The organism is Herbidospora solisilvae (assembly GCF_009901565.1).
Lineage (GTDB): Bacteria > Actinomycetota > Actinomycetes > Streptosporangiales > Streptosporangiaceae > Herbidospora > Herbidospora solisilvae.
Genome location: NZ_WXEW01000006.1, coordinates 119,794 through 143,785 on the forward strand (window position 1 = coordinate 119,794; position 23,992 = coordinate 143,785).

At 71.0% G+C, this 23,992-nt stretch carries 25 protein-coding genes, 1 tRNA gene and 2 riboswitches; of the genes, 14 read left to right on the plus strand and 12 right to left on the minus strand.

The window, feature by feature from the left end; genetic code table 11:
• Positions 1-4: 4 nt before the first annotated feature.
• The 5 genes from GT755_RS20575 to GT755_RS38650 all read left to right on the plus strand — a co-directional run bounded on the left by GT755_RS20575 (position 5) and on the right by GT755_RS38650 (position 5,259).
• A complete protein-coding gene (locus GT755_RS20575) occupies positions 5-697 on the plus strand; it encodes a gamma-glutamyl-gamma-aminobutyrate hydrolase family protein (protein WP_161481307.1) in 693 nt (230 codons plus the stop codon).
• A gap of 16 nt (positions 698-713) precedes the next feature.
• A riboswitch (glycine riboswitch) is annotated at positions 714-811 on the plus strand.
• Positions 812-906, plus strand: a riboswitch (glycine riboswitch).
• Between the two features lie 33 nt (positions 907-939).
• Complete coding sequence (gene gcvT, locus GT755_RS20580; protein WP_161481308.1) at positions 940-2,010, plus strand: glycine cleavage system aminomethyltransferase GcvT; 1,071 nt, start codon at positions 940-942, stop codon at positions 2,008-2,010.
• Positions 2,007-2,396 carry a glycine cleavage system protein GcvH gene (gene gcvH, locus GT755_RS20585; protein ID WP_161481309.1) on the plus strand — a complete coding sequence of 130 codons (390 nt, stop codon included), beginning with the start codon at positions 2,007-2,009 and terminating at the stop codon, positions 2,394-2,396. The genes gcvT and gcvH overlap by 4 nt, the downstream gene beginning before the upstream one ends.
• A 10-nt stretch (positions 2,397-2,406) precedes the next feature.
• On the plus strand, positions 2,407-3,783 hold the full coding sequence (locus GT755_RS20590; protein ID WP_161481310.1) for an L-serine ammonia-lyase: 1,377 nt from the start codon (positions 2,407-2,409) through the stop codon (positions 3,781-3,783).
• Between the two features lie 54 nt (positions 3,784-3,837).
• The gene (locus GT755_RS38650) at positions 3,838-5,259 is read left to right on the plus strand and encodes a hypothetical protein (RefSeq protein WP_202610321.1); all 1,422 of its coding nucleotides are present in this window, start codon (positions 3,838-3,840) and stop codon (positions 5,257-5,259) included.
• Here GT755_RS38650 and GT755_RS20595 read toward each other — a convergent pair.
• Positions 5,185-5,697, minus strand: coding sequence for a hypothetical protein (locus tag GT755_RS20595; RefSeq protein WP_161481311.1), 513 nt, complete (start codon positions 5,695-5,697; stop codon positions 5,185-5,187). The genes GT755_RS38650 and GT755_RS20595 overlap by 75 nt on opposite strands.
• Positions 5,694-6,281, minus strand: a complete 588-nt coding sequence (locus GT755_RS20600; RefSeq protein ID WP_161481312.1) for a DUF6286 domain-containing protein — start codon at positions 6,279-6,281, stop codon at positions 5,694-5,696. Before GT755_RS20600 ends, GT755_RS20595 begins: the two co-directional genes overlap by 4 nt.
• Before the next feature lie 123 nt (positions 6,282-6,404).
• Between GT755_RS20600 and GT755_RS20605 the strand changes: the two genes are divergently transcribed.
• A complete protein-coding gene (locus GT755_RS20605) occupies positions 6,405-7,562 on the plus strand; it encodes an alanine racemase (protein ID WP_161481313.1) in 1,158 nt (385 codons plus the stop codon).
• Between the two features lie 83 nt (positions 7,563-7,645).
• Here GT755_RS20605 and GT755_RS20610 read toward each other — a convergent pair whose 3' ends face one another.
• On the minus strand, positions 7,646-7,993 hold the full coding sequence (locus GT755_RS20610; RefSeq protein ID WP_161481314.1) for a DUF3618 domain-containing protein: 348 nt from the start codon (positions 7,991-7,993) through the stop codon (positions 7,646-7,648).
• A 117-nt stretch (positions 7,994-8,110) separates the two neighbouring features.
• Here GT755_RS20610 and bcp point away from each other — a divergent pair, with 117 nt between their 5' ends.
• Positions 8,111-8,581, plus strand: a complete 471-nt coding sequence (bcp, locus tag GT755_RS20615; protein ID WP_161481315.1) for a thioredoxin-dependent thiol peroxidase — start codon at positions 8,111-8,113, stop codon at positions 8,579-8,581.
• 37 nt (positions 8,582-8,618) lie between these two features.
• A tRNA-Leu gene (locus GT755_RS20620) sits at positions 8,619-8,692 on the plus strand.
• A 482-nt stretch (positions 8,693-9,174) separates the two neighbouring features.
• Here the strand turns inward: GT755_RS20620 and GT755_RS20625 are convergent.
• Entirely contained in the window at positions 9,175-10,959 is a 1,785-nt protein-coding gene (locus GT755_RS20625; protein WP_161481316.1) for a DUF1131 domain-containing protein, read from the minus strand.
• A gap of 413 nt (positions 10,960-11,372) precedes the next feature.
• Between GT755_RS20625 and GT755_RS20630 the strand changes: the two genes are divergently transcribed.
• The gene (locus GT755_RS20630) at positions 11,373-12,062 is read left to right on the plus strand and encodes an SDR family oxidoreductase (RefSeq protein WP_161481317.1); all 690 of its coding nucleotides are present in this window, start codon (positions 11,373-11,375) and stop codon (positions 12,060-12,062) included.
• On the opposite strand, the gene GT755_RS20635 is transcribed toward GT755_RS20630, so the two are convergent.
• Together GT755_RS20635 and GT755_RS20640 are read right to left on the minus strand one after the other, a co-directional pair.
• Entirely contained in the window at positions 12,050-12,622 is a 573-nt protein-coding gene (locus GT755_RS20635; protein WP_161481318.1) for a TetR/AcrR family transcriptional regulator, read from the minus strand. The genes GT755_RS20630 and GT755_RS20635 overlap by 13 nt on opposite strands.
• 35 nt (positions 12,623-12,657) lie before the next feature.
• A complete protein-coding gene (locus GT755_RS20640) occupies positions 12,658-13,134 on the minus strand; it encodes a MarR family winged helix-turn-helix transcriptional regulator (RefSeq protein ID WP_161481319.1) in 477 nt (158 codons plus the stop codon).
• Between the two features lie 87 nt (positions 13,135-13,221).
• Between GT755_RS20640 and GT755_RS20645 the strand changes: the two genes are divergently transcribed.
• Positions 13,222-13,797, plus strand: coding sequence for an NADPH-dependent FMN reductase (locus tag GT755_RS20645; protein ID WP_161481320.1), 576 nt, complete (start codon positions 13,222-13,224; stop codon positions 13,795-13,797).
• A gap of 5 nt (positions 13,798-13,802) precedes the next feature.
• On the opposite strand, the gene GT755_RS20650 is transcribed toward GT755_RS20645, so the two are convergent.
• Entirely contained in the window at positions 13,803-14,231 is a 429-nt protein-coding gene (locus GT755_RS20650) for a hypothetical protein (protein ID WP_161481321.1), read from the minus strand.
• 486 nt (positions 14,232-14,717) lie between these two features.
• Here GT755_RS20650 and GT755_RS20655 point away from each other — a divergent pair, with 486 nt between their 5' ends.
• The 4 genes from GT755_RS20655 to GT755_RS20670 all read left to right on the plus strand — a co-directional run bounded on the left by GT755_RS20655 (position 14,718) and on the right by GT755_RS20670 (position 19,908).
• On the plus strand, positions 14,718-15,899 hold the full coding sequence (locus GT755_RS20655) for a sensor histidine kinase (RefSeq protein WP_328794437.1): 1,182 nt from the start codon (positions 14,718-14,720) through the stop codon (positions 15,897-15,899).
• Positions 15,896-16,573 (plus strand): response regulator transcription factor, encoded by a 678-nt coding sequence (locus GT755_RS20660; RefSeq protein ID WP_161481322.1) that lies wholly within the window; start codon positions 15,896-15,898, stop codon positions 16,571-16,573. Before GT755_RS20655 ends, GT755_RS20660 begins: the two co-directional genes overlap by 4 nt.
• 92 nt (positions 16,574-16,665) lie before the next feature.
• A complete protein-coding gene (locus GT755_RS20665; protein ID WP_161481323.1) occupies positions 16,666-17,409 on the plus strand; it encodes an ABC transporter ATP-binding protein in 744 nt (247 codons plus the stop codon).
• Between the two features lie 3 nt (positions 17,410-17,412).
• Positions 17,413-19,908: an ABC transporter permease gene (locus GT755_RS20670; protein ID WP_161481324.1), complete on the plus strand. Its 2,496-nt coding sequence runs from the start codon at positions 17,413-17,415 to the stop codon at positions 19,906-19,908.
• Here GT755_RS20670 and GT755_RS20675 read toward each other — a convergent pair.
• From GT755_RS20675 to rph, 5 genes are all read right to left on the minus strand, one after another.
• Complete coding sequence (locus GT755_RS20675) at positions 19,905-20,168, minus strand: hypothetical protein (protein ID WP_030455592.1); 264 nt, start codon at positions 20,166-20,168, stop codon at positions 19,905-19,907. The genes GT755_RS20670 and GT755_RS20675 overlap by 4 nt on opposite strands.
• Entirely contained in the window at positions 20,165-20,944 is a 780-nt protein-coding gene (locus GT755_RS20680) for a toxin glutamine deamidase domain-containing protein (protein WP_161481325.1), read from the minus strand. The genes GT755_RS20675 and GT755_RS20680 overlap by 4 nt, the downstream gene beginning before the upstream one ends.
• A gap of 76 nt (positions 20,945-21,020) precedes the next feature.
• Positions 21,021-22,622: a molybdopterin-dependent oxidoreductase gene (locus GT755_RS20685; protein WP_161481326.1), complete on the minus strand. Its 1,602-nt coding sequence runs from the start codon at positions 22,620-22,622 to the stop codon at positions 21,021-21,023.
• 45 nt (positions 22,623-22,667) lie between these two features.
• Positions 22,668-23,276, minus strand: coding sequence for an RdgB/HAM1 family non-canonical purine NTP pyrophosphatase (gene rdgB, locus GT755_RS20690; RefSeq protein ID WP_161481327.1), 609 nt, complete (start codon positions 23,274-23,276; stop codon positions 22,668-22,670).
• A complete protein-coding gene (gene rph, locus GT755_RS20695; RefSeq protein WP_030455588.1) occupies positions 23,273-23,989 on the minus strand; it encodes a ribonuclease PH in 717 nt (238 codons plus the stop codon). Before rph ends, rdgB begins: the two co-directional genes overlap by 4 nt.
• Between the last annotated feature and the right edge of the window lie 3 nt (positions 23,990-23,992).

Below are 23,992 nucleotides of genomic sequence, written 5' to 3' on the forward strand. Positions count from 1 at the left end.
GCCCGTGATCGGTATCACGTGTTACGCCGAACCCGCGCGTTTCACGGTCTGGGACACCCCCGCGGCCCTGCTGCCGTGGGACTACGTCAGGCACGTCGAACGGGCCGGCGGGCAGCCGGTGATCCTGCCGCCCGCCGGCGACCCGGGCGAGCTCGTCGACCGTCTCGACGGCCTGATCCTGGCCGGGGGCGGCGACATCGACCCCGGCCGTTACGGCGGCGTGCGGCACCCGAAGACGGGACACGTCAGGGACTTCCGCGACGACGCGGAGTTCTCCCTCGTCAAGGCCGCGCTCCAGGCCCGGATTCCGCTGCTGGGCATCTGCCGGGGCCTCCAGGTGCTCAACGTGGCGCTGGGCGGCACGCTGGTCCAGCACCTGCCCGACGTGTGCGGCACCGACCGCCACTCCCCCGCGCCGGGGGTCTACGGCCGGGTCCCGGTACGTCTGGGAGAGCCGCTGCGACGGCTCTACGGCACCGCGGAGATCACGCCCGCCCACTACCACCACCAGGCCGTCGACCGCCTGGCGCCGGGCCTGGAACCGATCGCCCGCGCCGACGACGGCACGATCGAGGCCGTCAGGCTCGACGACACCGTGTGGGCGGTGCAGTGGCATCCGGAGGCCGACGAGGAGGCGCCGGTGTTCGGGTCCTTCGTCACCCGCGCCGGGTTTCGTCCGGCCATACGGGGCAGATAGGCTGACCGCACACCATTGATCCCGCGCGGGAGAGCGCCCTGGCAGCCGGCCAGGGACCCTGAAGGAGCAAGCCCTCCCCGCGAACCTCTCAAGGCAAAGGACCGTGCGGGCGAGGTGTCCTCTGGAAAGCAGGCCGGTGGCCTCGCCGAAGGTGAAAGTCCGGCAAAACTCGGGCGAAGCTCTCAGGCACCCATGACAGAGGGGGAGGATGCTGACATCCGACCTTATTCGAGGTGCGCTTCATGTCCCGACCGACCCCGCTGCACGAGGTGCACAAGAGCCTCGGCGCGACCCTGACCGACTTCGCCGGTTGGCTGATGCCGCTGCGCTACGGAAGTGAGTCGGCCGAGCACACCGCCGTCCGCACCGCCGCGGGGCTGTTCGACCTGTCCCACATGGGCGAGATCCACGTGACCGGGGCGGGCGCGGCCGACGCCCTCGACTACGCGCTGGTCGGCAACCTGGGCGCCCTGGAGCCGGGCCGGGCCCGCTACACGATGATGTGCGAGGCCGACGGCGGCATCGTCGACGACCTGATCGTCTACCGGCTCGCGCCGGAGGAGTTCATGGTCTGCGCCAACGCCTCCAACTACCTTCGGGTCGCCCGGGAGCTCACCGACCGCGCGAAGGCCTTCGACGCCGTGGTCGACGACCGCTCCGACGCCTACGCGCTGCTGGCCGTCCAGGGCCCGCGCTCCCAGGAGATCGTCGCCAAGCTCACCGACGCCGACCTGGCCAACCTCAAGTACTACACCGGCCTCCCGGGCACGGTCGCGGGCGTCGACGCCCTGATCGCCCGCACCGGCTACACCGGCGAAGACGGCTTCGAGCTGTTCGTCGCGGCCGACGACGCGGTGGAACTGTGGGGCGCGCTCATGGAGGCCGGGGCCGCCGAGGGCCTGGTGCCCGCCGGGCTGAGCGCCCGCGACACCCTGCGGCTCGAGGCCGGCATGCCGCTGTACGGCAACGAGCTCACCTCGGCCACCACGCCCATGGACGCCGGTCTGGGCAGAGTCGTGCGCTTCGACAAGCAGGGCGACTTCGTCGGCCGTGCCGCGCTCGACGGGGCCGAACCGGCGAAGCGCCTGGTCGGCCTGGTGATGAAGGGCCGCCGCGTGCCCCGCCACGGCTTCGCCGTCGTCGACGCCGACGGCGCCGTGGTCGGCGAGGTCACCAGCGGGGCCCCGTCGCCGTCGATCGGCCGTCCGATCGCGATGGCCTATGTGACCGCCACCCCCGCCGCCGTGGACATCCGCGGCTCCCACGAACCGGTCGACGTCGTTGACCTGCCTTTCTACAGGAGGAAGAAGTGAGCAGCATTCCCGACGAGCTCAGCTACACCAAGGAGCACGAGTGGGTGGCCGGGCTCGATGACGGTCTGACCGTCACGGTGGGAATCACCGCCTACGCGTCCGAGCAGCTCGGCGACGTCGTGTACGTCCAGCCGCCGGAGGTCGGGTCGAACATCGAGCTGGGCGACGCGGTGGGCGAGGTCGAGTCGACCAAGTCGGTCAGCGACATCTACGCCCCGGTGAGCGGCGAGGTCACCGCGGTCAACTCGACGGTCGTCGACGACCCCTCGCTGGTCAACAGCGACCCCTACGGCGACGGCTGGTTGTTCCAGGTGCGCATCACCGGCACCCCCGACGACCTGCTCACCGCCGAGGAGTACACCGCCCTGATCTCCGGCGACAGCTGATCGTCCGCCCATGGCGATCAGCGTCTTCGACCTGTTCAAGGTGGGCATCGGGCCGTCCAGTTCACACACGGGCGGCCCGATGGCGGCCGCGCACAAGTTCGCGCGCGGCCTGCTGCACGACGGTCTCCTGGAGAAGACCGTGCGGGTGCAGGTCATCCTCTACGGCTCCCTCGGTCTGACCGGCAAGGGCCACGGCAGCGACAAGGCCGTGCTGCTGGGTCTGTCCGGCGAGAAGCCCGAGCTCGTCGACGTCGACGCGGTCGACGGCAAGCTGGCCGCGATGCGCGCGGCCGGCACGGTGTCGCTGATGGGGCAGCGTTCGGTCCCGTTCACGGTCGGCGACGACCTGGTGTTCGAGCGGAAGGTCTCGTTGCCCCACCACCCCAACGGCATGCGGTTCACGGCGTGGGGCGACAGCGGCGACGTGCTGCGGGAGAAGGTCTACTACTCGGTCGGCGGCGGGTTCGTCGTCGACGAGAACGCCACCGGCGCCGACCGCATCAAGCCCGACGACACCCCGCTCCCCCATCCGTTCACCACGGCCGGTGAGCTGCTGGCGCAGTGCGCCGAGACGGGTCTGTCGATCTCGGGGCTGATGATGGCCAACGAGCGGGCCTTCGGCCGTACCGAGGAGCAGATCAAGTCGCAGCTGCTGCACCTGTGGCGGGTCATGGACGAGTGCGTGCGGCGCGGGTCGTCGCGTGAGGGCGTGCTGCCGGGCGGGCTGAAGGTGAAGCGCCGGGCCCACCAGCTCCAGCGCCGCCTCCAGAGCGAACCGGCCGACGGCGACCCGCTCCAGGCGATGGACTGGGTGACACTGTTCGCGCTGGCCGTCAACGAGGAGAACGCGGCGGGCGGGCGCATCGTGACCGCGCCGACCAACGGCGCGGCCGGCATCGTCCCGGCGGTGTTGTCCTACTACACCCGGTTCATCCCGGGCGCGGACGACGACGCGGTGGTGCGGTTCCTGCTCACGGCGGGCGCGGTCGGCGTGCTCTTCAAGGAGAACGCCTCCATCTCGGGCGCGGAGGTCGGCTGCCAGGGCGAGGTCGGGTCGGCCTGCTCGATGGCGGCGGCCGGGCTGACCGAGGTGCTGGGCGGCACGCCGGAACAGGTGGAGAACGCGGCCGAGATCGGCATCGAGCACAACCTGGGGCTGACCTGCGACCCGATCGGGGGGCTGGTGCAGATCCCGTGCATCGAGCGGAACGCGGTCGCGTCGGTGAAGGCCATCGCGGCGGCCCGGATCGCGCTGCGCGGCGACGGAAGGCACTTCGTGTCGCTCGACAAGGCCATCAAGACGATGCGCGACACCGGGCGGGACATGCACGCCAAGTACAAGGAGACCAGCCGCGGCGGGCTCGCGGTGAACGTCATCGAGTGCTGAGAAAGTCGTGGGTGTTCCCGTTGGGACTGGCGGCGAAACCCCGACAGTGCTGAAATGTCCACCGGAAAGGCGGTGGACATCATTTCCGCAGGCAAGTTCGTCCGGACGCACTGGCTCTTCCTCGCCCTGCTGATGTCGGGGATTGTGATCCGGGTCATCGCGAGCCTGGGTTACCGTCCCGCGTTGTGGTTCTGGGCCGACTCGTTCTCCTACCTGAGCTCGGCCCTGGACCTGCGCCCGCTGGAGTCGCGGCCCTCGGGGTATTCGCTGTTCCTCGCGCCGTTCCACTCGGTGGTCGCCCTCATCACGGTGCAGCACCTGCTCGGGCTGGGCATCGCCGTCTGCCTGTACGCCGTCCTGCGCAAACGCACCTTCCTGCCGGCCTGGGCCGCCGCCCTGGCGACGGCGCCGGTGCTGCTGGACGCCTACCAGCTCCAGCTCGAACACCTCGTGATGGCCGACCTGCTGTTCACGTTCCTCGTGGTGGCGGCGGTGACGCTGCTCCTGCTCAACCCGCGCAGCTGGGTCATGGTGATCGCCGCCTTCCTGCTGCTGGCGTTCTCGGCGACGACCCGCACACTCGGCCTGCCGCTGATCGGGGTGGCGGCGGTGTGGCTGCTGGTCGCGCGGGCGGGCTGGCGGCGGGTGGTGGCCGGGGCGGGCGCGGCGGGGGTCGCGGTGGCCGGATACGCCTTCTGGTACAACGCCGCCTACGGCAGTTTCGGCCTGGGCAGCAGCAGCGTGTGGTTGTGGTCGCGGACGATGACCTTCGCCGACTGCGGCCGGATGAACCCGCCGGAGGACCTGAAGGTCCTGTGCCCCGACATCGGCCCCCGGCTGGCCGCCCCCGCCTACATCTGGGATCCCCAGTCGCCGATCATGAAGACCGGCAAGCAGCGTGACGAGATGGCCTCGGAGTTCTCGATGCTGGCCCTGCGCAGCCAGCCGCTCGACTTCCTGATGACCGGCCTCGGCGACGCGATGTGGGCGTTCCGCTGGGAGCGGGTGGTCTATCCCTCCCCCGGCACCCAGAGCGCCTACGTGTTCCCCGAATACGTGAAACCGCTCACCGACAAGCTCGCCTCGGCCGGGCGGTCGGCCCCGCAACTGATGGTCGAATACCAGGGCAGCCGCGCCGACACCCAGGTGGCCGAGCCGTTCGCGTCGTGGACGCGCGCCTACCAGCAGCACGTCTACCTGCGCGGCCCCCTGCTCGCGGCGATCTTCGTCGGCACGTTCCTGGTGATGATCATCCGGTTCCGGGCGGCGACCCTGCTGCCGCTCGGGTTCGCGCTCACCCTCCTGCTGCTGCCCCCACTGGTCGCCGCCTTCGACCACCGGTACGTCGTCCCGGTCGTGCCGCTCGCCTGCCTGGCGGCGGCGTGCGCGGTGGGGTGGCGGTCACCCGCGGCGAACGTGCAGCGTGACCAGGACCGGAAAGAGCGTGTCCCGGCCCGCCGCGCCGCGCACGCGTGACACCCCCTCGGTGTCGATCCGGGAGACCACCTCGTCGAGGGGGGCGCCGGGGAGGCAGCGTACCGAGATCCGGAGCTTCTCCTCGCCCACGGCCCGGACAGTGATCTTGTCGACCCCGGGCAGGTCCTTGAGCACCATGGCCAGCGTCGCGGTGCCGTAGCCGTGCCGCACCCCGTCCTTGCCCAGCCCGAGCGAGCACACCAGCCAGCGGGCGGCGACGAACACCAGCAGCACGACCAGCGCGGCGGCGACCGACCGGGCCCACGGGTGCGCGGTGAACGCGGCCAGTTCCCCGATCTTGTAGTCGCCCCGCGCGTCGGACGCGAACAGGACGTAGTTCCCGCCGGTCACCAGCACGACGCCGACGGCCGCCAGCCCGAGACGGTCGCCGTAGGGGGTGCGCATCTTCTCCGGCACCTGCATTCCGACACTCCTCATGAGCTCTTCCGGCGCAGCCGGACGACAACCTCGTGACGGCCGTGGACACCCAGGCCCTCCAGCCGGTCGCCGACGGCGGCGCCGACCTCCTTGAGCAGCCCTCCGGTCCGGCTCCCCCTGGTCAGCACGATCACCTCGATCTGCCCCCGGCGCAGCCGCACGAAGGCCAGGTCGACCCCCGAGACGGTCATCGCCACGGCGACCAGCGTGCGCTTCAGCCCTGCCCGGGTCAGCCCCAGGACGAGCCCGTCGTCGCCCACCTCCAGGGGAACCAGGCGGGGACGGCCCGGGATCATCGCCAGCAGCAGCAGCGCGGTCCCGCTCACCACCATCAGCGACCCCGTCAGCGCGACCAGCGGCTCGCCCCAGGCCAGGCCGAGCACGCCGGGCAGCCCCGACCAGCCCGTCGGCCATCCGGCGAACGCGCACACCATCTCGCCCACCAGCGCCGTGCCCAGCACCACCAGGGCGCCCGCGACCCCTGCGCCCGCCGGGGTCCGCCCCGGCCGCAGGGCCCGCATGGCCGTGCGGCGGCGGGCCCGGCGGCGGTCCTTGGTCGTCCGGATCTCGTCTACCGCGCTCATGGTCACCCAGGGATACACGGCCGGAGGGCCGCGATCAGCGCGCCGGGCCCGGATGACTCGATCTTGTGACAGGTTTTGCCGGGCAAATATGAAACATGCTCACAAAAGGCTAGAGTGCTGCCCATGAGCGACCGGCAGCGATACGACCGGGCCACGTCCCATCTCGACCCCCCGCTGGCCGTCGTCGACCTCGACGCGATGGCCGCCAACGCCCGGTCGATGACCGAACGGGCCGCCGGCACCCCGATCAGGGTCGCGTCGAAGTCGATCCGCTCTCGCGAGGTGCTCCGGCGTGTCCTCGACCTGCCCGGTTACCGGGGGATCATGGCGTTCACCCTGCCCGAGGCCCTGTGGCTGGCCTCCAGCGGCTTCCGCGACATCCTGGTCGCCTACCCGACCACCGACCGCGCCGCCGTGGCCGCCCTCGCCGCCGACGAGCGCCTGAGCCGCGAGATCACCCTCATGGTCGACTCGCCCGAGCAGTTCCCCCTGCTGACCGGCCGTCACCCCATCCGGGTCTGTCTCGACATCGACGCCGGTTACGTCGTGGGCCGCTTCCGCGCCGGGGCGCTGCGCTCACCCGTCCGCACCCCGGAACAGGCCGCCGACCTGGCGAGGCTCATCGGCAAGAACCCGTCGCTGCGACTGGTCGGCCTGATGGCCTACGAGGCGCAGATCGCCGGCCTCGGCGACCGCATCCCCGGCCCCTACGGGGTGGCCGTCCGGTTCGTCCAGCGCCGCTCGCGCCGGGAACTGGCCGCCCGGCGGGCCGCCGTCGTCGAGGCGGTGCGCGAGGTGACCGACCTGGAGTTCGTCAACGGCGGCGGCACCGGCAGCATCGAGACCACCGCGCGGGAGCTCGCGATCACCGAGGTGGCCGCCGGATCGGGCTTCTACCACCCGACCCTCTTCGACCGGTACAGCAACTTCACCGGCCGCCCCGCGGCCCTCTTCGCCCTCCCGGTCGTCCGCCGCCCCGGCCCCGGCGTCGTGACCGTCCTCGGCGGCGGCTACCCCGCCTCGGGCGCGGGCCCCGGCCGGGCGGCCGTCCCCCACCTGCCCGAAGGCCTGCGCCACAACGGCGACGAGGGCGGCGGCGAGGTCCAGACCCCGCTCCACGGCCGCGCCGCCGACGAACTCAAGGTCGGCGACCGGGTGTGGTTCCGCCACGCGAAGGCGGGCGAACTCTGCGAACGCTTCGACACCCTGCACCTGATCGAGGGCGACCGGGTGACCGCCACGGCCCCCACCTACCGGGGCGAGGGCCAGACCTTTCTTTGAGTTACGGCTCCGCCCGCCCGGCCCCGCCCGCCGCCTCCGCACCTCCCCGCGGGCGGCGGCGACCGGCCGCGCCCGGCCCGCCCCTAACGCCTCCGGCGACGCCGCATGATCACGATGACCGCCCCGACGGCGACCGCCACGCCGAGCCCGATCAGCACCGGCGCGATGGGGGACGCCGGGTAGTCGTCGTCCCACGGCTCGTCGGCCGCCGGACGGTGCCCATTGGGGCTCTGCGCCTGCCCCACCATGTCTCCTATGGTCGACACGACCTGCTCGGTCTGCGCCTTGACCTGGGACTTCACCTTGGCCACACTGCGTCCGGCGACCTTCTTGGGGCTGACCCGGTCGGCGATCGCGTCGACCGTCTTGGCCAGTTCGGCGCGAGTGCGCTCTATGCGCCGCTCGAGGGTGTCCGGATCCGGCTCGGCCATGGGGTCGCCTCCTGTCACAGGGTGTGTTCGATCAAGTCTGCCAGGTGCGGGCCGCGCATCCCGCAGCGGCCGAACCGGTAGTTTGTTCGCGTCGAGACACACCGCAACGGAGGCGACATGACCCAGCGACTCGAACCCGGCGACGCCGCCCCCGGCTTCACCCTGACCAGCGCCGACGGCGACGACGTGTCGCTCGACTCACTCCACGGCAAGCGAGTCGTGCTCTACTTCTACCCAGCGGCGATGACTCCAGGCTGCACCAAGCAGGCCTGCGACTTCCGCGACAACCTGGCCGCGCTCACCGGCAAGGGCATCACCGTCCTCGGCGTCTCGAAGGACAAACCCGCCAAGCTCCGCCAGTTCGCCGAACGCGACGCGCTGACCTTCCCGCTGCTGTCCGACGAAGACCTGGAAGTCCACAAGGCGTACGGCGTCTACGGCGAGAAGCAGAACTACGGCAAGACCATCATGGGCGTGATCAGGTCGACCTTCGTGATCGACCCCGACGGGAAGATCGAAAAGGCCTTCTACAACGTCCGCGCGACCGGACACGTGGCCCGGCTGCTGAAGGAACTCGGGGTTTCCTGATGCCCGACGGCGGGAGGTAGGATCACTTCCGCCCAGCGGGGTTGTAGCCCAATTGGCAGAGGCACATGACTTAGGATCATGCCAGCGCGGGTTCGAGTCCCGCCAACCCCACTCGCTCGGGACGGCTCGTGGGCGGCGCCTTCGGCGCCTTTCGCGAGCCGTGCCTCGCCTCACCCGGGGGGACGACCCCCCGAACCCCCCGATACGAGAGGGCTTCGCCCCCTCGCGCTCCCCCTGGTCCGCTCTCGCGGCCCCGGCGTCGCTTCGCTCCGGGTCGCTGCGCTCCTGGCGAAGGGCTCCGCCCCTCGCGCTCCCTGGAGGGCCTCGCTTCGCTCGGATCGTTCTCGCTTCGCTCGCACTGATCTCGGAGCATGGAGCCGCTTGCCCCTCTGCTGTTTCAGCGGGCGCTCACATGGCTTCTCAACAGTCCGTCGGCTCTCGGTCCAGGGCCTTCAGTCTTTTGGCGATCTCGGTCACGTCATCGAGTTCGCCGGTGGTGACGGCGATGACCACGTTCTCGGCGGCGTCGGCGTCCGTACCGACGAGGATCTAGCCGTTCGTACCGAGTTGCGGTCCCACTCTCAGGACGGCTGTCACTCACTGTCGTACTTCCACGTCTTGAGTTTGAGTCGTTTCTTCGACGTGCCCGGGAAGACCACGACCAGGTGCTCCTCGTCTCCCCCGTTGAGCCGCACGTAGACGCGCAACCGGTAGCGGCCCTTTCCTTCGATCGCCAGGTTCGGCATCGGGGCGTTGGCACCCACGTCGCCGCCGCCCGCCTCGGGCACGGTCAGGTGACCGTGGGGGGTGGTGATCGGGACCTCGGTGACCTGGTCCCAGCCGGCCAGCCTCAGTGGGGGTGCGGTGCGGAAGGCCTTCACGGTGAGGCACAGGTCGATGACGTCCTCGATGTGCCCGACGAGCACCGAACTGCCGGCCACGCCGACCTGCGCGTCGTCGTCGTAGAGCCTCTCGATCGCCTGCTCCGCCAGCGTCTCGCCGCGGTCGTCCTTCGGGTCGTGGACGTAGTAGCCGTAGTCGCCGTCGGCGAACAGGGAGTAGTTGGCGGTGGCCTGGACGACGCCCTTCGTCCGGGGCCAGGGGTCTCGACACCGGGCGTTCAGCTCGGCGATGTAGGCCTCGTTCGCGGCCTCGTCCTCGTCGGACGAGCGCAGCAGGTCGGGCTGGGTCGCACCGACGATCTCCGGGCAGACGTAGACGAGGTCCGACGAGTCCACCCCCCACGAGGCCCGCTCGCTCCCGGCCCGCCGCAGCAGCGCCTCCTGCTCCTCGCGGTCCCTCGTCCGGCACAACTCCCGCCCGTACGCGAGGATCTGCTGGTCGGACACGGTGTCCGGGAACATGGGTGGCACTCCGCCCATCTGGTCCCGGGCCCGGCACAGGAACGCGTCGTCGCGTTCTTCGGGTTTGAGGTCGCCGAAGGGCCCGAACTCGTAGCAGCCCATCGACCAGCCGCTGAAGGTGGTGCGCGGAGTGGACTCCGGCGGGATCAAAGCGACGACCGGCAGCACGACCACGGCCGCCACCGCGACACGGATCAGCCGCTGCCGCGCGGGCGGAAGCGGCTCCGCGGGGAGGCCTCCGGCGGGCATCTCACGGGCGGTCCCCGCGAGCCACACGACGTGCACGAGCGCCACCGCGTCGATGAAGATCGTGAAAACCAGGCTGTCGCTCTCGAAACCTCCGGACAGGTACTGGAGCGGGAACACCAGCAGGTAGCTGTTCAACGACAACCAGCCGGCGGTCAGCGTGCCTCGGCTCCACCGGCCGTCGCGATGCTGCCCGACGAGCGTGAGGACGGTCTCCAGCAGGCCACACACGATCAAGCCGATTCCGACGACCATGCCCGGCCCGAGTTCGGGCAGGTCGAGCTCGTCGAGCACCTCGTTGACCATCCCGGCCACCATGACCGCGAACAACGCTCCGGCCGCCGCACGCAACACCCAGGACCGCCAGCGGATGACGAGCAGGTAGAGGACGTAGATCGTGCTCCACAGGACGATGCAGAACACCAGGTCGACCATGTCCGACAGCAGCCCCAGCGGAAACCACAACACGAGGATGTACGCCACCGCCAGGTACAGCAGCCACCGCAGCGCCCTCTCCCTGCGGTCGAGCGGTCCCGGCGCGGGCACGCGGAGGATCAGCCACAGCAGCGTGGCCTTCACCACGGCCGCCACGATCAGCACCGCCTTCGCCGTGGCGTCGAGACCGTCAGGTGCGTAGAACTCCAGAAGGCTGGGGTGCGTCCATTCGACGGCCACCCAGAGCACGTCGTCGCTGAACACCACGCCCACGGCCGCCGCCGCCAGAACCAGTCCTACTACTGCAATCCTGAAAATCCGCCATAAAAGCATGGGACGCGATCTTAGCGGGGTATGGACGTACCGGCGGACATCTGCAATTTCCGGGCAACGGCGACACTATCGCGTCAGACCGCCATGCTCACGGGGGGTCCACGCGCAGGTGGCGATCACCTCCGGAAGAGATCCGGCACGCCCCCTTATTGCATATTCGGGCTATTCACCGTCAATATCCGTCATTGGCCGACGAGAATGCCGCAGCGTATTTCACTTCCCAGCGGAAAACCGCCTTTGCGAAACCTCGGCCGCTTCACGACGGCCCTCGGCTCACCGCCGTGTCACCCGCCCACCCTTCGCGACCGTCCCCACACGGAAGCGGAGGCAGGCAGGGTCGCCGCCGCGATTTGCCCTCGGTAAACCGATCGGTTTACGCTGACCGGAAACAGACCTGTTTACCGGAGGTTCCCATGAAGATCCAAGACGCGACCGTGCTGGTCACCGGTGCCAACCGGGGCATCGGGAAGGCCCTGGCCGAAGAGGCGCTGGCGCGCGGGGCGCGCAAGGTCTACGCCGCCGCACGCAATCCCGAGGCCGTCACCACGCCCGGCGTCGTGCCCGTCGAACTCGACATCACCGACCCCGCCCAGATCGCCGAGCTCGCGGAGCGGCTCACCGACGTCGACGTCGTCGTCAACAACGCCGGCGTCACGCTCGGCACCTCGATCGTGAATGACGACCTCGAGAAGATCCGCCGGGAGATGGAGGTCAACTACTTCGGGCCCCTGCAGGTCAGCCGCGCCTTCGCGGCCACACTGACCGCCCGTGAGGGTCATCTGCTGATCGTCAACTCGGCGCTGTCGTGGGCCGTCGTCCCGGGCACCTCCTCCTACGCGGCCACGAAGGCCGCCTCGTGGATGCTGGCCAACGGGCTGCGCCTGGAGCTGTCGCCCAAGGTCGGCGTGACCAGCCTCCACGTCGGATACGTCGACACCGACATGGCCGCGCACGTCACCGGCGACAAGGTGGCGCCGGACGAGGTCGCCCGCGAGGCGTTCGACGGCATCGAGAGCGGCGCCATGGAGGTGCTCGTCGACGGTACGGCCCGGCAGGTCAAGTCGGCGCTGTCGCTCGACCCCAGCGCCATCTACGGGAGCTGAGCGTCGAGCAGGGTCCGCACGGCGGTCAGCAGGCTCTCGGGCATGGGCTCCTTGCGGACCGACGCGTAGGTCATCGCGCCGTCGAAGAGCATCATCAGCTGTTCGCCCAGCTGGCCGGGGTCGGCGGCCCCGGCCAGCCGGGCCTCCGCCTCGAAGTGGGCCTGCATCTTCTTCTTGTACGCCACCGCGGCCACCCGCACCGGATGCGCGGGGTCGCGGATCTCGGCCGCCGTGTTCAGGACGGGGCAACCCGGATAGTCGTCGATCTCCGACTGGCGGCGGGCCGTGGCGAACAGCGCCATGATGCGCTCGGCGGGCGGCAGGCCGGCGTCGGCGGGCGGCAGCAGGTCGGCCAGGACGCAGCTCATCTCCTCGGCCAGGTAGGCCTCGATGAGGTCGTCTTTGGTGCGGAAGCGCTGGTAGAGGCTGCGCTTGGAGACCCCGGCCGTCTCCGACAGCAGGTCGACGCCGGTCACGTTGATGCCCCGGCCGTTGAACAACCGGCGGGCACTGGTGAGCACACGGTCGCGTACGTCGTCGGAGGGGATCGTCTCTGCCATGGCGCCAAGTCTAGCTTGTGGGGAAACAGATGGGTTTACTCCGCGTCGCAGGCGTCGATGGCCTGGAGGATGTCCTCGGAGCACTGGTGCAGGGAGTCAAGCCGGCTCTCGTCGAGGGCGTCGATCACGAGCTTCCGCACCGTCGCGACGTGACCCGGCGCCAGCTTCACGAGGTGGGCGTAGCCCTCGTCGGTCAGGATGGCGTTGGTGAACCGGCCGTCACAGGGGTCGGGCTCGCGCCGGACCAGACCACGCTTCTCCAGCCGCCGCATCAGGTGTGACAACCGCGACAACTCGGAGTTGACCAGCACGGCCAGGCCGCTCATGCGCATGGTCCGGTCAGGGGCGTCGGACAGCCCGGCCAGCACGTGGTATTCGACGAAGTTGAGCCCGCCCTCGCGCTGGAGCTGCTCCTCCAGGGCTGCGGGCAAGCGGGCCAGCATGAGGCTGAACGACCGCCACGCCGCCAGTTCGCCGCTGCTCAGCCAGCGCACCCCGTCTGTTGTGGTCATGCTCACAGTCTAGGCTATGACTTGAACGTTCATGTAATCGCGGTCTAGTCTCAACTCATTGAAACTTCAACTTCTGAGGAGTACGAGATGAGCAAGCTGAAGATCGCGGTGATCCTCGGCAGCACCCGCCCCGGCCGCAACGGCAAGGCGGTGGCCGACTGGGTCATGACCCGGGCCAAGGACCGCACCGGCGCCGACTACGAGCTCGTCGACCTGGCCGACCACCCGCTCCCCCACCTCGACGAGGCCTACCCGCCGAGCTTCGGCAACTACTCCGGCGACCACACCAAGGCGTGGGCGGCCACCATCGACTCCTACGACGGCTTCGTGTTCGTCACGCCGGAGTACAACCACTCGACCTCGGGCGTCCTGAAGAACGCCATCGACTACCTCTACAAGGAGTGGAACAACAAGGCCGCCGGGTTCGTCTCGTACGGCTCCCTCGGCGGCGCGCGCGCCATCGAGCACCTGCGCGCGATGCTCAGCGAGCTCCAGGTCGCCCACGTGCGGCAGCAGGTCTCGTTCTCGCTGTTCCACGACTTCGAGAACTTCTCGGTCTTCCAGCCGTCGCAGATCCACGACGCCTCGGCCGACACCCTGTTCGACCAGCTCGAGTCGTGGGCGGGGGCCCTGCGTCAGGTGCGGGCGGGCGTGGCCGCCTGAACGGCTTACGAGCGGGGGAACTCGCAGCGGAAACCGGTGTCGGTCCGCTCGCAGAACCGGGGGAGGTTCTGCCGCGGACCGGGCTGGTCGACGACCACCCCGAACGGCGGCCGCTCGTCCCGCCAGGGCTGATCGACCGCGACCACGAGAAGGGCGCCGAGGATGACGCCCACCAGCCCCGCGGCCAGCAGGGCGACCACACCGAACCGGCGACGGGGGGCCGGTCCGGAAGCGGAGACGGTACGCCATCCGGGGGCGTCCCATCCGGCCCCGCCGGGTCCGAAGGCGTATCCGGCGGGCGCCGTCTTCGCGGCGGCGGGACCGCCGAACCGATAACGGGGCGGCGGAGGCGAGGCGAAACTGCCCGCCCGGGGCGCGCCGGCCTCGGGGGAACCCGAACCATGGCGATCGGCACTGGAAGGGCTCGCGCCCAAGGCCCCGGCACCGGCCGGGCCGGCCGGGGCGGAAGGACCCGCGTCCACGGAACCGGCCGCCGGGGAACCCGCGCCAGAGCGGGCCGGTCCGAGAGAATCGATGTCAGAAGAACCAGCAGGGCCGTTTTGGGGGCTCGCGCCGAAGGCCCCTGCCCGCGACGGGTCAGGAGCGGTGGCCGTGCCATGAGGGCTTGCGCCGAAGGCGCCGGTGCCCGGGGCGTCCACTGTCGGGATCTCCCTTGTAGGGGAGTCGGCCGGGTCGCGCGGCGCTGTGTTCGTGTCCTCAGTGCCGCGCGGCCCGGCGTCGTGATCCGTCATCGCGAATCGTTTCTCCCTAACACCCCAAGGATGCAGCTCCCGGGATTCATACTGCCCGGTCGCCCGTAAGAGGCGCGTAAGCACCACTCAGACTGCGACCTGGGTCGTAGGGCCGAATCCGCCGCTAGGCGGACCGTGCCGGGAACTGCGCATACGTACTCTTGAGGCGTGCTCGGCAAGCTACGCGCCCTCAGGCGGCGGCACCCCGCGTGGATCGACACGCTGATGGTGACGCCGCTGCTGCTGTACTGCCTGCTGAGCGCGCCCGACATCGGCGCCGGGCTCGACATCACCGGCGGCGAGGGCATCGGGACCTGGGGCGTGCTCGGGCTCTCGGCCCTGCTGGTCGGGCCGCTGTTCTGGCGGCGGCGGTTCCCGCTCGCGGTGATGGCGCTCGTCTCGGGCGTCAGTCTCCTCCAGTGGCTCGGCGACGTCGCGGCGATCCCGGCCAACCTCGCCGTGCTGGTGGCGATGTTCACGGTCGCGGCGTCCTGCTCGCTGCCGTGGGCGGTCGCCGCGGGCGCGGTGGCCGAGCTCGGGACCGGCATGGTGCTGAGCGACTGGGGCGAGCTCGACGTCGAGATCTTCCTGAACGCCTCGGTGTTCGTGGTCGCGATCTGGATCGGCGGCATCTACGTCAACATGCGGCGGCGCTTCGTGGAGAACCTGGTCGAACGGGCCGAACGCGCCGAGAGGGAGCGCGACCAGCAGGCGCTCATCGCCACCGCCGCCGAACGCGCCCGGATCGCGCGCGAGCTGCACGACGTCGTCGCCCACAACGTCAGCGTCATCGTGGTCCAGGCCGACGGGGCCGGGTTCGCCATCGACAACGACCCCGACCAGGCCAAACGGGCCGTCGAGGCGATCTCGGCGACCGGGCGGCAGGCGCTCGCCGAGATGCGGCGGCTGGTCGGGGTGCTGCGCGACGACGGGGCGCGGTCGGAGGAGTACGCGCCCCAGCCGGGGCTCGGGCAGCTCGACGAGCTGGTACGCCAGGTGCGCGCGTCCGGGCTGCCGGTGGACATCCGGGTGGAGGGCACGCCCGATCATCTCGCGGAAGGACTACAGCTGGTGATCTACCGGATCGTCCAGGAGGCCCTGACCAACACCCTCAAACACGGCGGGCCCGGGGTGAAGGCCACGGTCCAGGTCGTCTACGGCCCCCGCGACGTGCTGCTGCGCATCGCCGACGACGGCCGGGGCGCCGCCTCGGCCACGGGCGAGGGCGGCCATGGCCTCATCGGCATGCGGGAACGCGTCTCCATGTACGGCGGCGACGTCCACGCCGCTCCCAAGCCCGGCGGCGGCTTCCTCGTGGTGGCGCGCATCCCGGCGGGGGGCCCGCGATGATCCGGGTGATCCTGGTCGACGACCAGGAGCTGGTCAGGGCCGGGTTCCGCATGGTGCTGGGCGCGCAGCCCGACATCGAGGTGGCCGGCGAGGCCGGCGACGGGGCCGCCGCCGTCGAGCTGGTCAAGGGCGGCGTGGTCGCCGACGTCGTGCTGATGGACGTGCGGATGCCGCGCATGGACGGGGTCGAGGCCACCCGGCTGATCACCTCGTTGCCGAACCCGCCCAAGGTCCTCATCCTCACCACGTTCGACCTCGACGAATACGCCTTCGCGGCGATCCGGTCGGGCGCGTCGGGCTTCCTGCTGAAGGACGTGCCCCCGGCCGACCTGCTGAGTGCGATCAGGTCGGTGCACGACGGCGACGCCGTGGTGGCCCCGTCGACCACGCGGCGGCTGCTCGACCTCGTCTCCGCCTACCTGCCCGAGGCGCCCACCGCCCCGGAGCCCGACGGCCTGACCGCCCGCGAGCGGGAGGTGCTCGTCCACGTGGCGCGGGGGCTCTCCAACGCCGAGATCGCCACCCGGCTCACCCTCGCCGAGGCCACGGTGAAGACCCACCTGGGCCGGATCCTGGCCAAGCTGGAGCTGCGCGACCGGGCGCAGGTGGTGGTCTACGCCTACGAGACCGGGATGGTCGGCCGAAAGTCTGACCCGCGGCTACCTCCCCGGTAGCAACAGGGGCCCCGGAGGCGACCCCAGAACCACGGGAAGGCCGTCCCGGCGACCGAAGAAAAGCCGGGGGCGCGTCAATAGCGTTGCTGACCATGACGATGACTACCGACGTCCGCGCCGCCGTGGTGGCACGGGGGCTCAGCAAGATTTACGGCCAGGGCGACGCCGCCGTCCACGCGCTGCGCGGCATCGACGTGAGCTTCGCCACGGGGGCGTTCACGGCGATCATGGGGCCGTCGGGGTCGGGCAAGTCCACCCTGATGCACTGCCTGGCCGGGCTCGACACGGTCAGCTCGGGCCATGTGCACATCGGCGACGCCGACATCACGACCCTGTCCGACAAGCAGCTCACGCTGCTGCGCCGCGAGCGCATCGGGTTCGTGTTCCAGGCCTTCAACCTGCTGCCCACCCTGACCGCCCTGCAGAACATCCGCCTGCCGCTGGAGATCGCCGGGCGGCAGGCCGATCAGGTCCTGATGGACCGCGTGGTCGAGACCGTGGGATTGCGCGACCGCCTTACCCACAAGCCGAGCCAGCTCTCGGGCGGCCAGCAGCAGCGGGTGGCGGTGGCCCGCGCCCTCATCAGCAAGCCGCAGGTGATCTTCGCCGACGAGCCCACCGGCAACCTCGACTCCCGCAGCGGGGCCGAGGTCCTGTCGTTCCTCCGCCGGTCGGTGCGCGAACTCGGCCAGACCATCGTGATGGTCACCCACGACCCGCTGGCCGCCTCCTACGCCGACCGCGTGGTGTTCCTCCGCGACGGGCTGCTGGTCAGCGAAGTGACCCAGCCGACCCCGCAGAGCGTGCACGACATGCTGCTGAAGCTGGAGGCCTGAGCCGTGCTGCGCACCACGCTGGCCGGGCTGGTGGCACACCGGCTCCGGCTGCTGCTCACCTCGCTGGCCATCACCCTCGGCGTCGGCTTCATCGCGGGCACGTTCGTGCTGACCGACACCATCGAGCAGGGCTTCCGCCAGCTCTTCACGGCCGACGCCGACAAGGTCGCCGTCGCCGTGACCCCCAAGGACGAGAACATCCCGGAAGAGGTGCTGGCCAAGCTGAAGACCCTGCCCGGCGTGGCCGGCGCGCAGGGGCTCGTGCGGGGCACCGCGCCGCTGCTCGACAGGTCGGGCCGGGCCGCCGGGTCCACCGCGACGAGCGGCGTCTCCGTCGTCGCCGGGCCGCTCGACCGGACGAACTACGTCAGCGGCCACGCCCCGGCCGGCCCCGGTGAGGCCGTGCTCGACGAGAACACCGCGCGCACGCGGCAGTTCCAGGTCGGCGACACGATCACCGTGCTCGACCTCGCCGAGAAACGGCGCCAGTTCTCCCTGGTCGGCATCATCGACGTGGGCGTCGACCAGAGCCTCGCCTTCACCGGCGCGGTCGGGTTCGACACCGCGACCGCGCTGGAGATGACCGGCGCGAAGGGCTACCACGAGGTCGACCTGGCCGCCGCGGCCGGGGTCTCCCCCGAGACGCTCAAGAAGGCGGTGTCGGAGGCGCTCGGGCAGACGTACACGATCAGGACCGGTGAGGAACTGGCCCAGAGGCTGGCCGCCGAGAGCAACCTGGAGCTCGACTACCTGGTGCTCGTGCTGCTGCTGTTCGGGTGCGTGGCGATGTTCGTGGCGGCGCTGGTCATCTACAACACCTTCAACATCCTGGTCGCCCAGCGGACCCGCGAGATGGCGCTGCTGCGCTGCATCGGGGCGACTCGCGGACAGGTGTTCCGGTCGATCCTGCTGGAGTCGGCGATCGTCGGGCTGATCTCGTCGGCCCTGGGCTTGCTGGTCGGGCTCGGGCTGGGCGCGCTCGCGCTCAACGTGATGGGGCGCTTCGACGCTCCCGTCCCGGCCGGCGCGAGTCTCGCGCTGACGCCGCGCACGATCGTGCTCGGGCTGGTCGTCGGGCTGCTGGTGACCGTGGTCGCGGCGGTGCTGCCGGCCCGCGGGGCGACCCGGGTGGCGCCGATCGCGGCGCTGCGCAGCCAGGTCGAGGAGCAGACGTTCCGCGCGGGGCTGGTCCGGTCCATCGTCGCCGGGCTGCTGCTGGCGGGCGGGCTCGGGCTCACCGCCGTGGCGATCTGGGTGCTCGACGGGGACGCCGGGCTGCTGACCGCGATGGGCGGCGGCGCGGTGTTCTTCCTCGGCGTGATCGTGATCGGGCCGATCCTGATGAGCCCGCTCAGCGCGTTCGCCGGATGGGTGCCGCGCAAGGTCTTCGGCGTGCCCGGGCGGCTCGCCGTCGACAACTCCCGCCGCAACCCGAAGCGGGCCGCGACCACGACGGTCGCGCTGACCATCGGCGTCACCCTGATGACCCTCATCTCGGTGATCACCGCCAGCACCCGCGAGACGGTCGTCGGCAGCCTCGACGAGCAGTTCCCGGTCGACTTCATGATCACCGCGCAGTACGGCCGCGAGGACGGCACGCCCCTTCTGCCCTCCGAGGTGCCCGCGACGCTGCGCGCGCTGCCCGAGGCCGGGCTGGTCGCCGAACTCCGGCAGATCGACCACGGCGGCGTCACCGTCGGCACCCTCCCCGACGGCGCGGCCTTCCGGCCGGAGGTCCGCTCCGGCTCGCTCGCCGCCCTCGGCCCCGGCGCCGTCGCGCTGTCCGAGAACCAGGCCAAGGACCTGGGTGTACGGGTCGGCGACACCGTCCCCCTCGACACCACCGAGGCCGGGAAGGTCGACCTCAAGGTGGTGGCCGTGATCGCCGACGGCAGCTTCAACCAGGCGCTGCCCTACACGGTCACCCTGCCCGACTTCGAGAAGTACTACGGAACGGTCGGCCCGGCCCGGGTCTACGTCAAGGCCAAGGACCCCGCCGCCGCCGACGCCGCCCGCCGGGCCGTCGAGTCGGCGCTGGTCGCCTACCCGACCGCGCAGCTCTCCAGCGCCGCCGAGGTGCGCGGCGAGTTCGACGAGGCCTTCGACATGATGTTCACGATCTTCGCCGCGCTGCTCGGGCTGGCGATCCTGATCTCCCTGCTCGGCATCGCCAACACCCTGTCGTTGTCGGTGCACGAACGCACCCGCGAGTCGGCGCTGCTGCGCGCCCTCGGCCTCACCCGGCCGCAGCTGCGCGGCATGCTCTCGATCGAGGCGCTGGTGCTGGGTCTGGTCGGGGCGATGGTCGGCGTCGTCATCGGCGTCGCCTTCGGGTGGGCGGCGCTCCAGACGATCCCGAACGAGACCGTCTTCGTCGTGCCGGTCGGCCAGGTGCTGCTCTATCTGGTGCTGTCGGCGCTGGCCGGGATGCTCGCGGCGGTGCTGCCCGCCCGCCGGGCGGCCAACGCCTCCATCGTGGGGTCACTCGCCTCCAGTTAGCGGGGAACGTGGTCGGGCCACTGCTCGGCCACGAACTCCGGCGCCAGCAGGGGGCGGACGGCCAGTTCGCCGGTACGCCGGTCGATGACGATGCAGCCGCCCCCCACGGTCGCCGGCAGGACGCTCGGGTCCTCCGGCTCGTCGTCTCTGGCCCAGGCCACGAATCCGTCGTCGAAGGCGTAGACGGCGACCTCGGTGGAGCGGGCCCGCCCCCCGTTGAACCATTCTTCGGCCAGCGCGCGGGCGGTGTCCGGGCTCACACCCGCTGACCCGCGCGGTCGAGGACCACGCAGAAGACCCCCGTCACGTTCTCGTACGGCGGCTCGATGGCCATGTGTCCCCGCTGTGCGTCGATCCACAGCACCTCCCCCATTGAGTTCACGGCGTTCCACGCGTGGCTGCCCCCCTGGGGCCAGCGTGTGATGAGCACGGTCGCGGCGCCGTGCCCGGCCGACCGCAACCGCCCGGCCACCACCGCGTAGGCGCGGCGGCCCTGCCCGACGTACTCGAAACGATGGCCGAGCCACTGCTCGGCCCTGGCCACCCCGCCCGCCTCACCCGAGAGGACGGGTTTGCCGACCCGGTCGTATTCGGGCTGGCGGGCCGCCGCGACGACGGGTTCGCCGTGCCACGACGACATGACCGACAGGGCGCAGTCGATGGCGTTGGTCGACCGGAACGGGTCGTCGGTCGGCCCTTCGGCGTTGATCAACCGGATCCAGGTGCCGCGCGGATCGGGAAACCTGCCGCTCAACGCCTCGGCGAGATCTCGTTGTGCCTGCGGGTCGGGTCTCGCCAGCCCGCCCGGCACCCCGTAGGGCCGCGACTGCTCCAGCGGGCGCGGCCGAGCCGCCCGGTCGAACCAGTCGTCGCCCGCCGGCGGCAACCGGGACGGCAGCGGGGACGGCCGCGGATCGAGGGACGGCGCGGGGATCTCGGCGGCCTTCTCGTAGTCACGCCACCGGCGCCCGTCACCGGTGACGACGGGATTGTAGACGCCGGTCGGCAACCGCCACCGGGACTGACGCTCGGCCATCGACCCCTTCCCTTCGATGTGACCGATCGTAAGGGGGCGACTCCGTTGAGCAACCGGCTTTCCCGAATCCTGCCGTTCAGGTGGTCTCGATGAGAACCCGGTGGTAGCCGGTGGCGCCGTTCGGCTCCGGCGGGGCGCCGCGGTTGGTCTGCGTCTCGCCGGTCGCGTCGGTGGCCCGGCACGACAGCGTGTGCAGGCCGCTGGTGAGGTCGACGTCGATCGTCCACTGCCGCCAGGTGTCCGGTCCCGGCACCTCGGCCAGCCGCGCCTCCTGCCACGGCCCGTCGTCGACCTTGACCTCGACCTTCGCGATGCCCTTGGTCTGCGCCCAGGCGACCCCGGCGATGACGTTGCGGCCCGGCTTGGTCTTGTTGCGCGGGGTGTCGATGCGCGACTGCGTCTTGATGGGCCCCTTGGCGTCCCAGCCCCGGTCGGTCCAGTACGCCGTCTCCTGGTCGAACCGGGTCACGTTGACGTCGACGACCCACTTGGTGGCCGAGACGTAGCCATAGAGGCCCGGCACGACCTGCCGGACCGGGAAGCCGTGCGCGACCGGGAGCGGCTCGCCGTTCATGGCGAACGCGAACAGGGCGTCGCGGCCGTCCATGACGACCTCGACCGGGGTGCCCGCCGTCCAGCCGTCGGCGCTGGTCGACAGCAGCATGTCGGCGCCGGCCTTGATCCCGGCCTCGCGCAGCACCCCGGCCATGGCCACGCCGAGCCAGCGGGCGTTGCCGACGTAGGGGCCGCCGACCGGGTTGGAGACGCACGTCAGCGTGAGGTCGGCCTCGACGATGGGGCGTTTCAGCAACTCGGCGAAGCTGAGCTCGATGGGCCGCTCGACCATGCCGTGGATCTTCAGCGACCACGTGTTCGGGTCGACGTTGGGCAGCGCGAGGGCGGTGTCGACCCGGTAGAAGTCGTGGTTGGGCGTGACGAACGGCGCCAGGTTCGGGATCTTGAAGTCGACCCCAGCGGGCAGCGGCGGCAGCGGCTTGGCCGGTTTCGGCAGCGCGGCCGCGACCTGCGCCCGCTCCGCGGCGACGTCGTTGCGACCGCCCAGCCAGACCCCGGCCGCGCCGGTGACCACGGCGACCCCGGCCCCGGTCGCGACGCCGGTGAACAGACTGCGCCGGTCGATGGTCCTGAGCCGGTCACCGGCCAGCATGACCGGCGGCTGCTCCAGCGGTGCGGGGTGCGATTCAGCCGTTTCCCGGATCGGTTCCGCGACCTCGACCGGTTCGAGCCGCCGGAAGATCCGGGACAACGTGGCCGCGCCGGCCCAGGCGGCGAGCAGCGACGGGAGCACGTCGAGCATGCCCGCGTCGGGACGCGTGGCCGCCGCCCAGGCGCCGACGACGCCGAACACCAGCAGGGCCAGCCGCCCGTAGCCGACCCGGATCCGGGCCAGCACCCCGAACCCCGCCGCCAGCAGGGCGATCACCACGAAGATCCCGCCGATGAGGACGGTCTTGTCGTTCTCGCCGAAGGTCGCGATGGCCCAGTTCTTGAGCCACGAAGGGGACAGGTCGACGGCCGCGCCGCCGACCGCCACCACGGGTGAGGAGTCTCCGCCGATGACGCCGGCCGCGAGCTGGCCGACGCCGACCGCCACGGCGGCGGCGGTCAGCCCGGCGAGTGCCGCAGCCCAGGAGGGCGCGGTCGAGCGAGATGTCACATAAGGATCCTACGAACGCCCTGTTCGTACGGGAGCCCCAAGTTCTTACGAAACCGAGAACACCTCGGCCAGCACCGGCACCATCGCCCGCATCGAGATGCCGCGATGGGAGATCGCGTCCTTCTCGGCGGGGGGCATCTCGGCGGTCGTGCGGGTCTCGCCGTCGGGGACGAAGATCGGGTCATAGCCGAACCCCATGGTGCCCCGGGGCGCCCGGATCACGTGGCCGTGCATGACCCCCTCGACCACCCGTTCCTCGCCCGACGGCAGCGCGAGGGCCGCCACGCAGGCGAAGTGGGCCTGGCGGCGGTCGTCGGGCACGTCGTTGATCTGGGCCAGCAGCAGATCGAGGTTGGCCTTGTCGTCGCCGTGGCCACCCGACCAGCGGGCCGAGAAGATGCCGGGCATGCCGTTGAGGGCGTCGACGCACAGGCCCGAGTCGTCGGCGATGCAGGGCAGGCCGCTCTGCCGGGCCACGGTGTGAGCCTTGAGCAGCGCGTTCTCGGCGAAGGTCAGACCCGTCTCGGCGACGTCGCCGATCTCGGGGAAGGCCTCCAGGCCGACGAGCTCGATCGGCAGCGCGGCCTCTTCGAGGATGCGCCGCAGTTCGGCGATCTTGCCCTGGTTGCGGGTGGCGAGGAGCAGCTTGGTCATGCGAGCGCGGCCTTCTGGAGTTCGGTCAGCTCGGCGCAGCCGAGCGTGGCCAGGTCGAGCAGTTCGTTGAGGGTCGCGCGGTCGAACGGCGCGCCCTCGGCGGTGCCCTGCACCTCGACGAACGCGCCCTTGCCGGTCATCACGACGTTCATGTCGGTCTCGGCCTTGACGTCCTCGACGTAGCAGAGGTCGAGCAGCGGGGTGGTGCCGACGATGCCGACCGAGACGGCGGCGACCGAGTCGACCAGCGGGTCGCCGGGGCACATGCGCTTCTTGCGCATCCAGGCGATGGCGTCGGCCAGCGCGACGTAGGCGCCGGTGATCGCGGCCGTGCGGGTGCCGCCGTCGGCCTGGAGCACGTCGCAGTCGAGCACGATCGAGTTCTCGCCGAGCGCCTTGTAGTCGACGCAGGCCCGCAGGGACCGGCCGATCAGCCGGGAGATCTCGTGGGTCCGGCCGCCGATCTTGCCGCGAACCGACTCGCGCTCACCGCGGGTGTTGGTGGCGCGCGGCAACATCGCGTATTCGGCGGTCACCCAGCCGAGGCCGCTGCCCTTGCGCCAGCGCGGCACCCCGCTCTCGACGGAGGCGGCGCAGAGCACCTTCGTGCCGCCGAATTCGACCAGGACCGACCCCTCGGCGTGGGCCAGCCAGTTCCGCGTGATCGTCACCGGCCGGAGCTGGTCGGGCGAACGTCCATCAGTGCGAGCCATGGG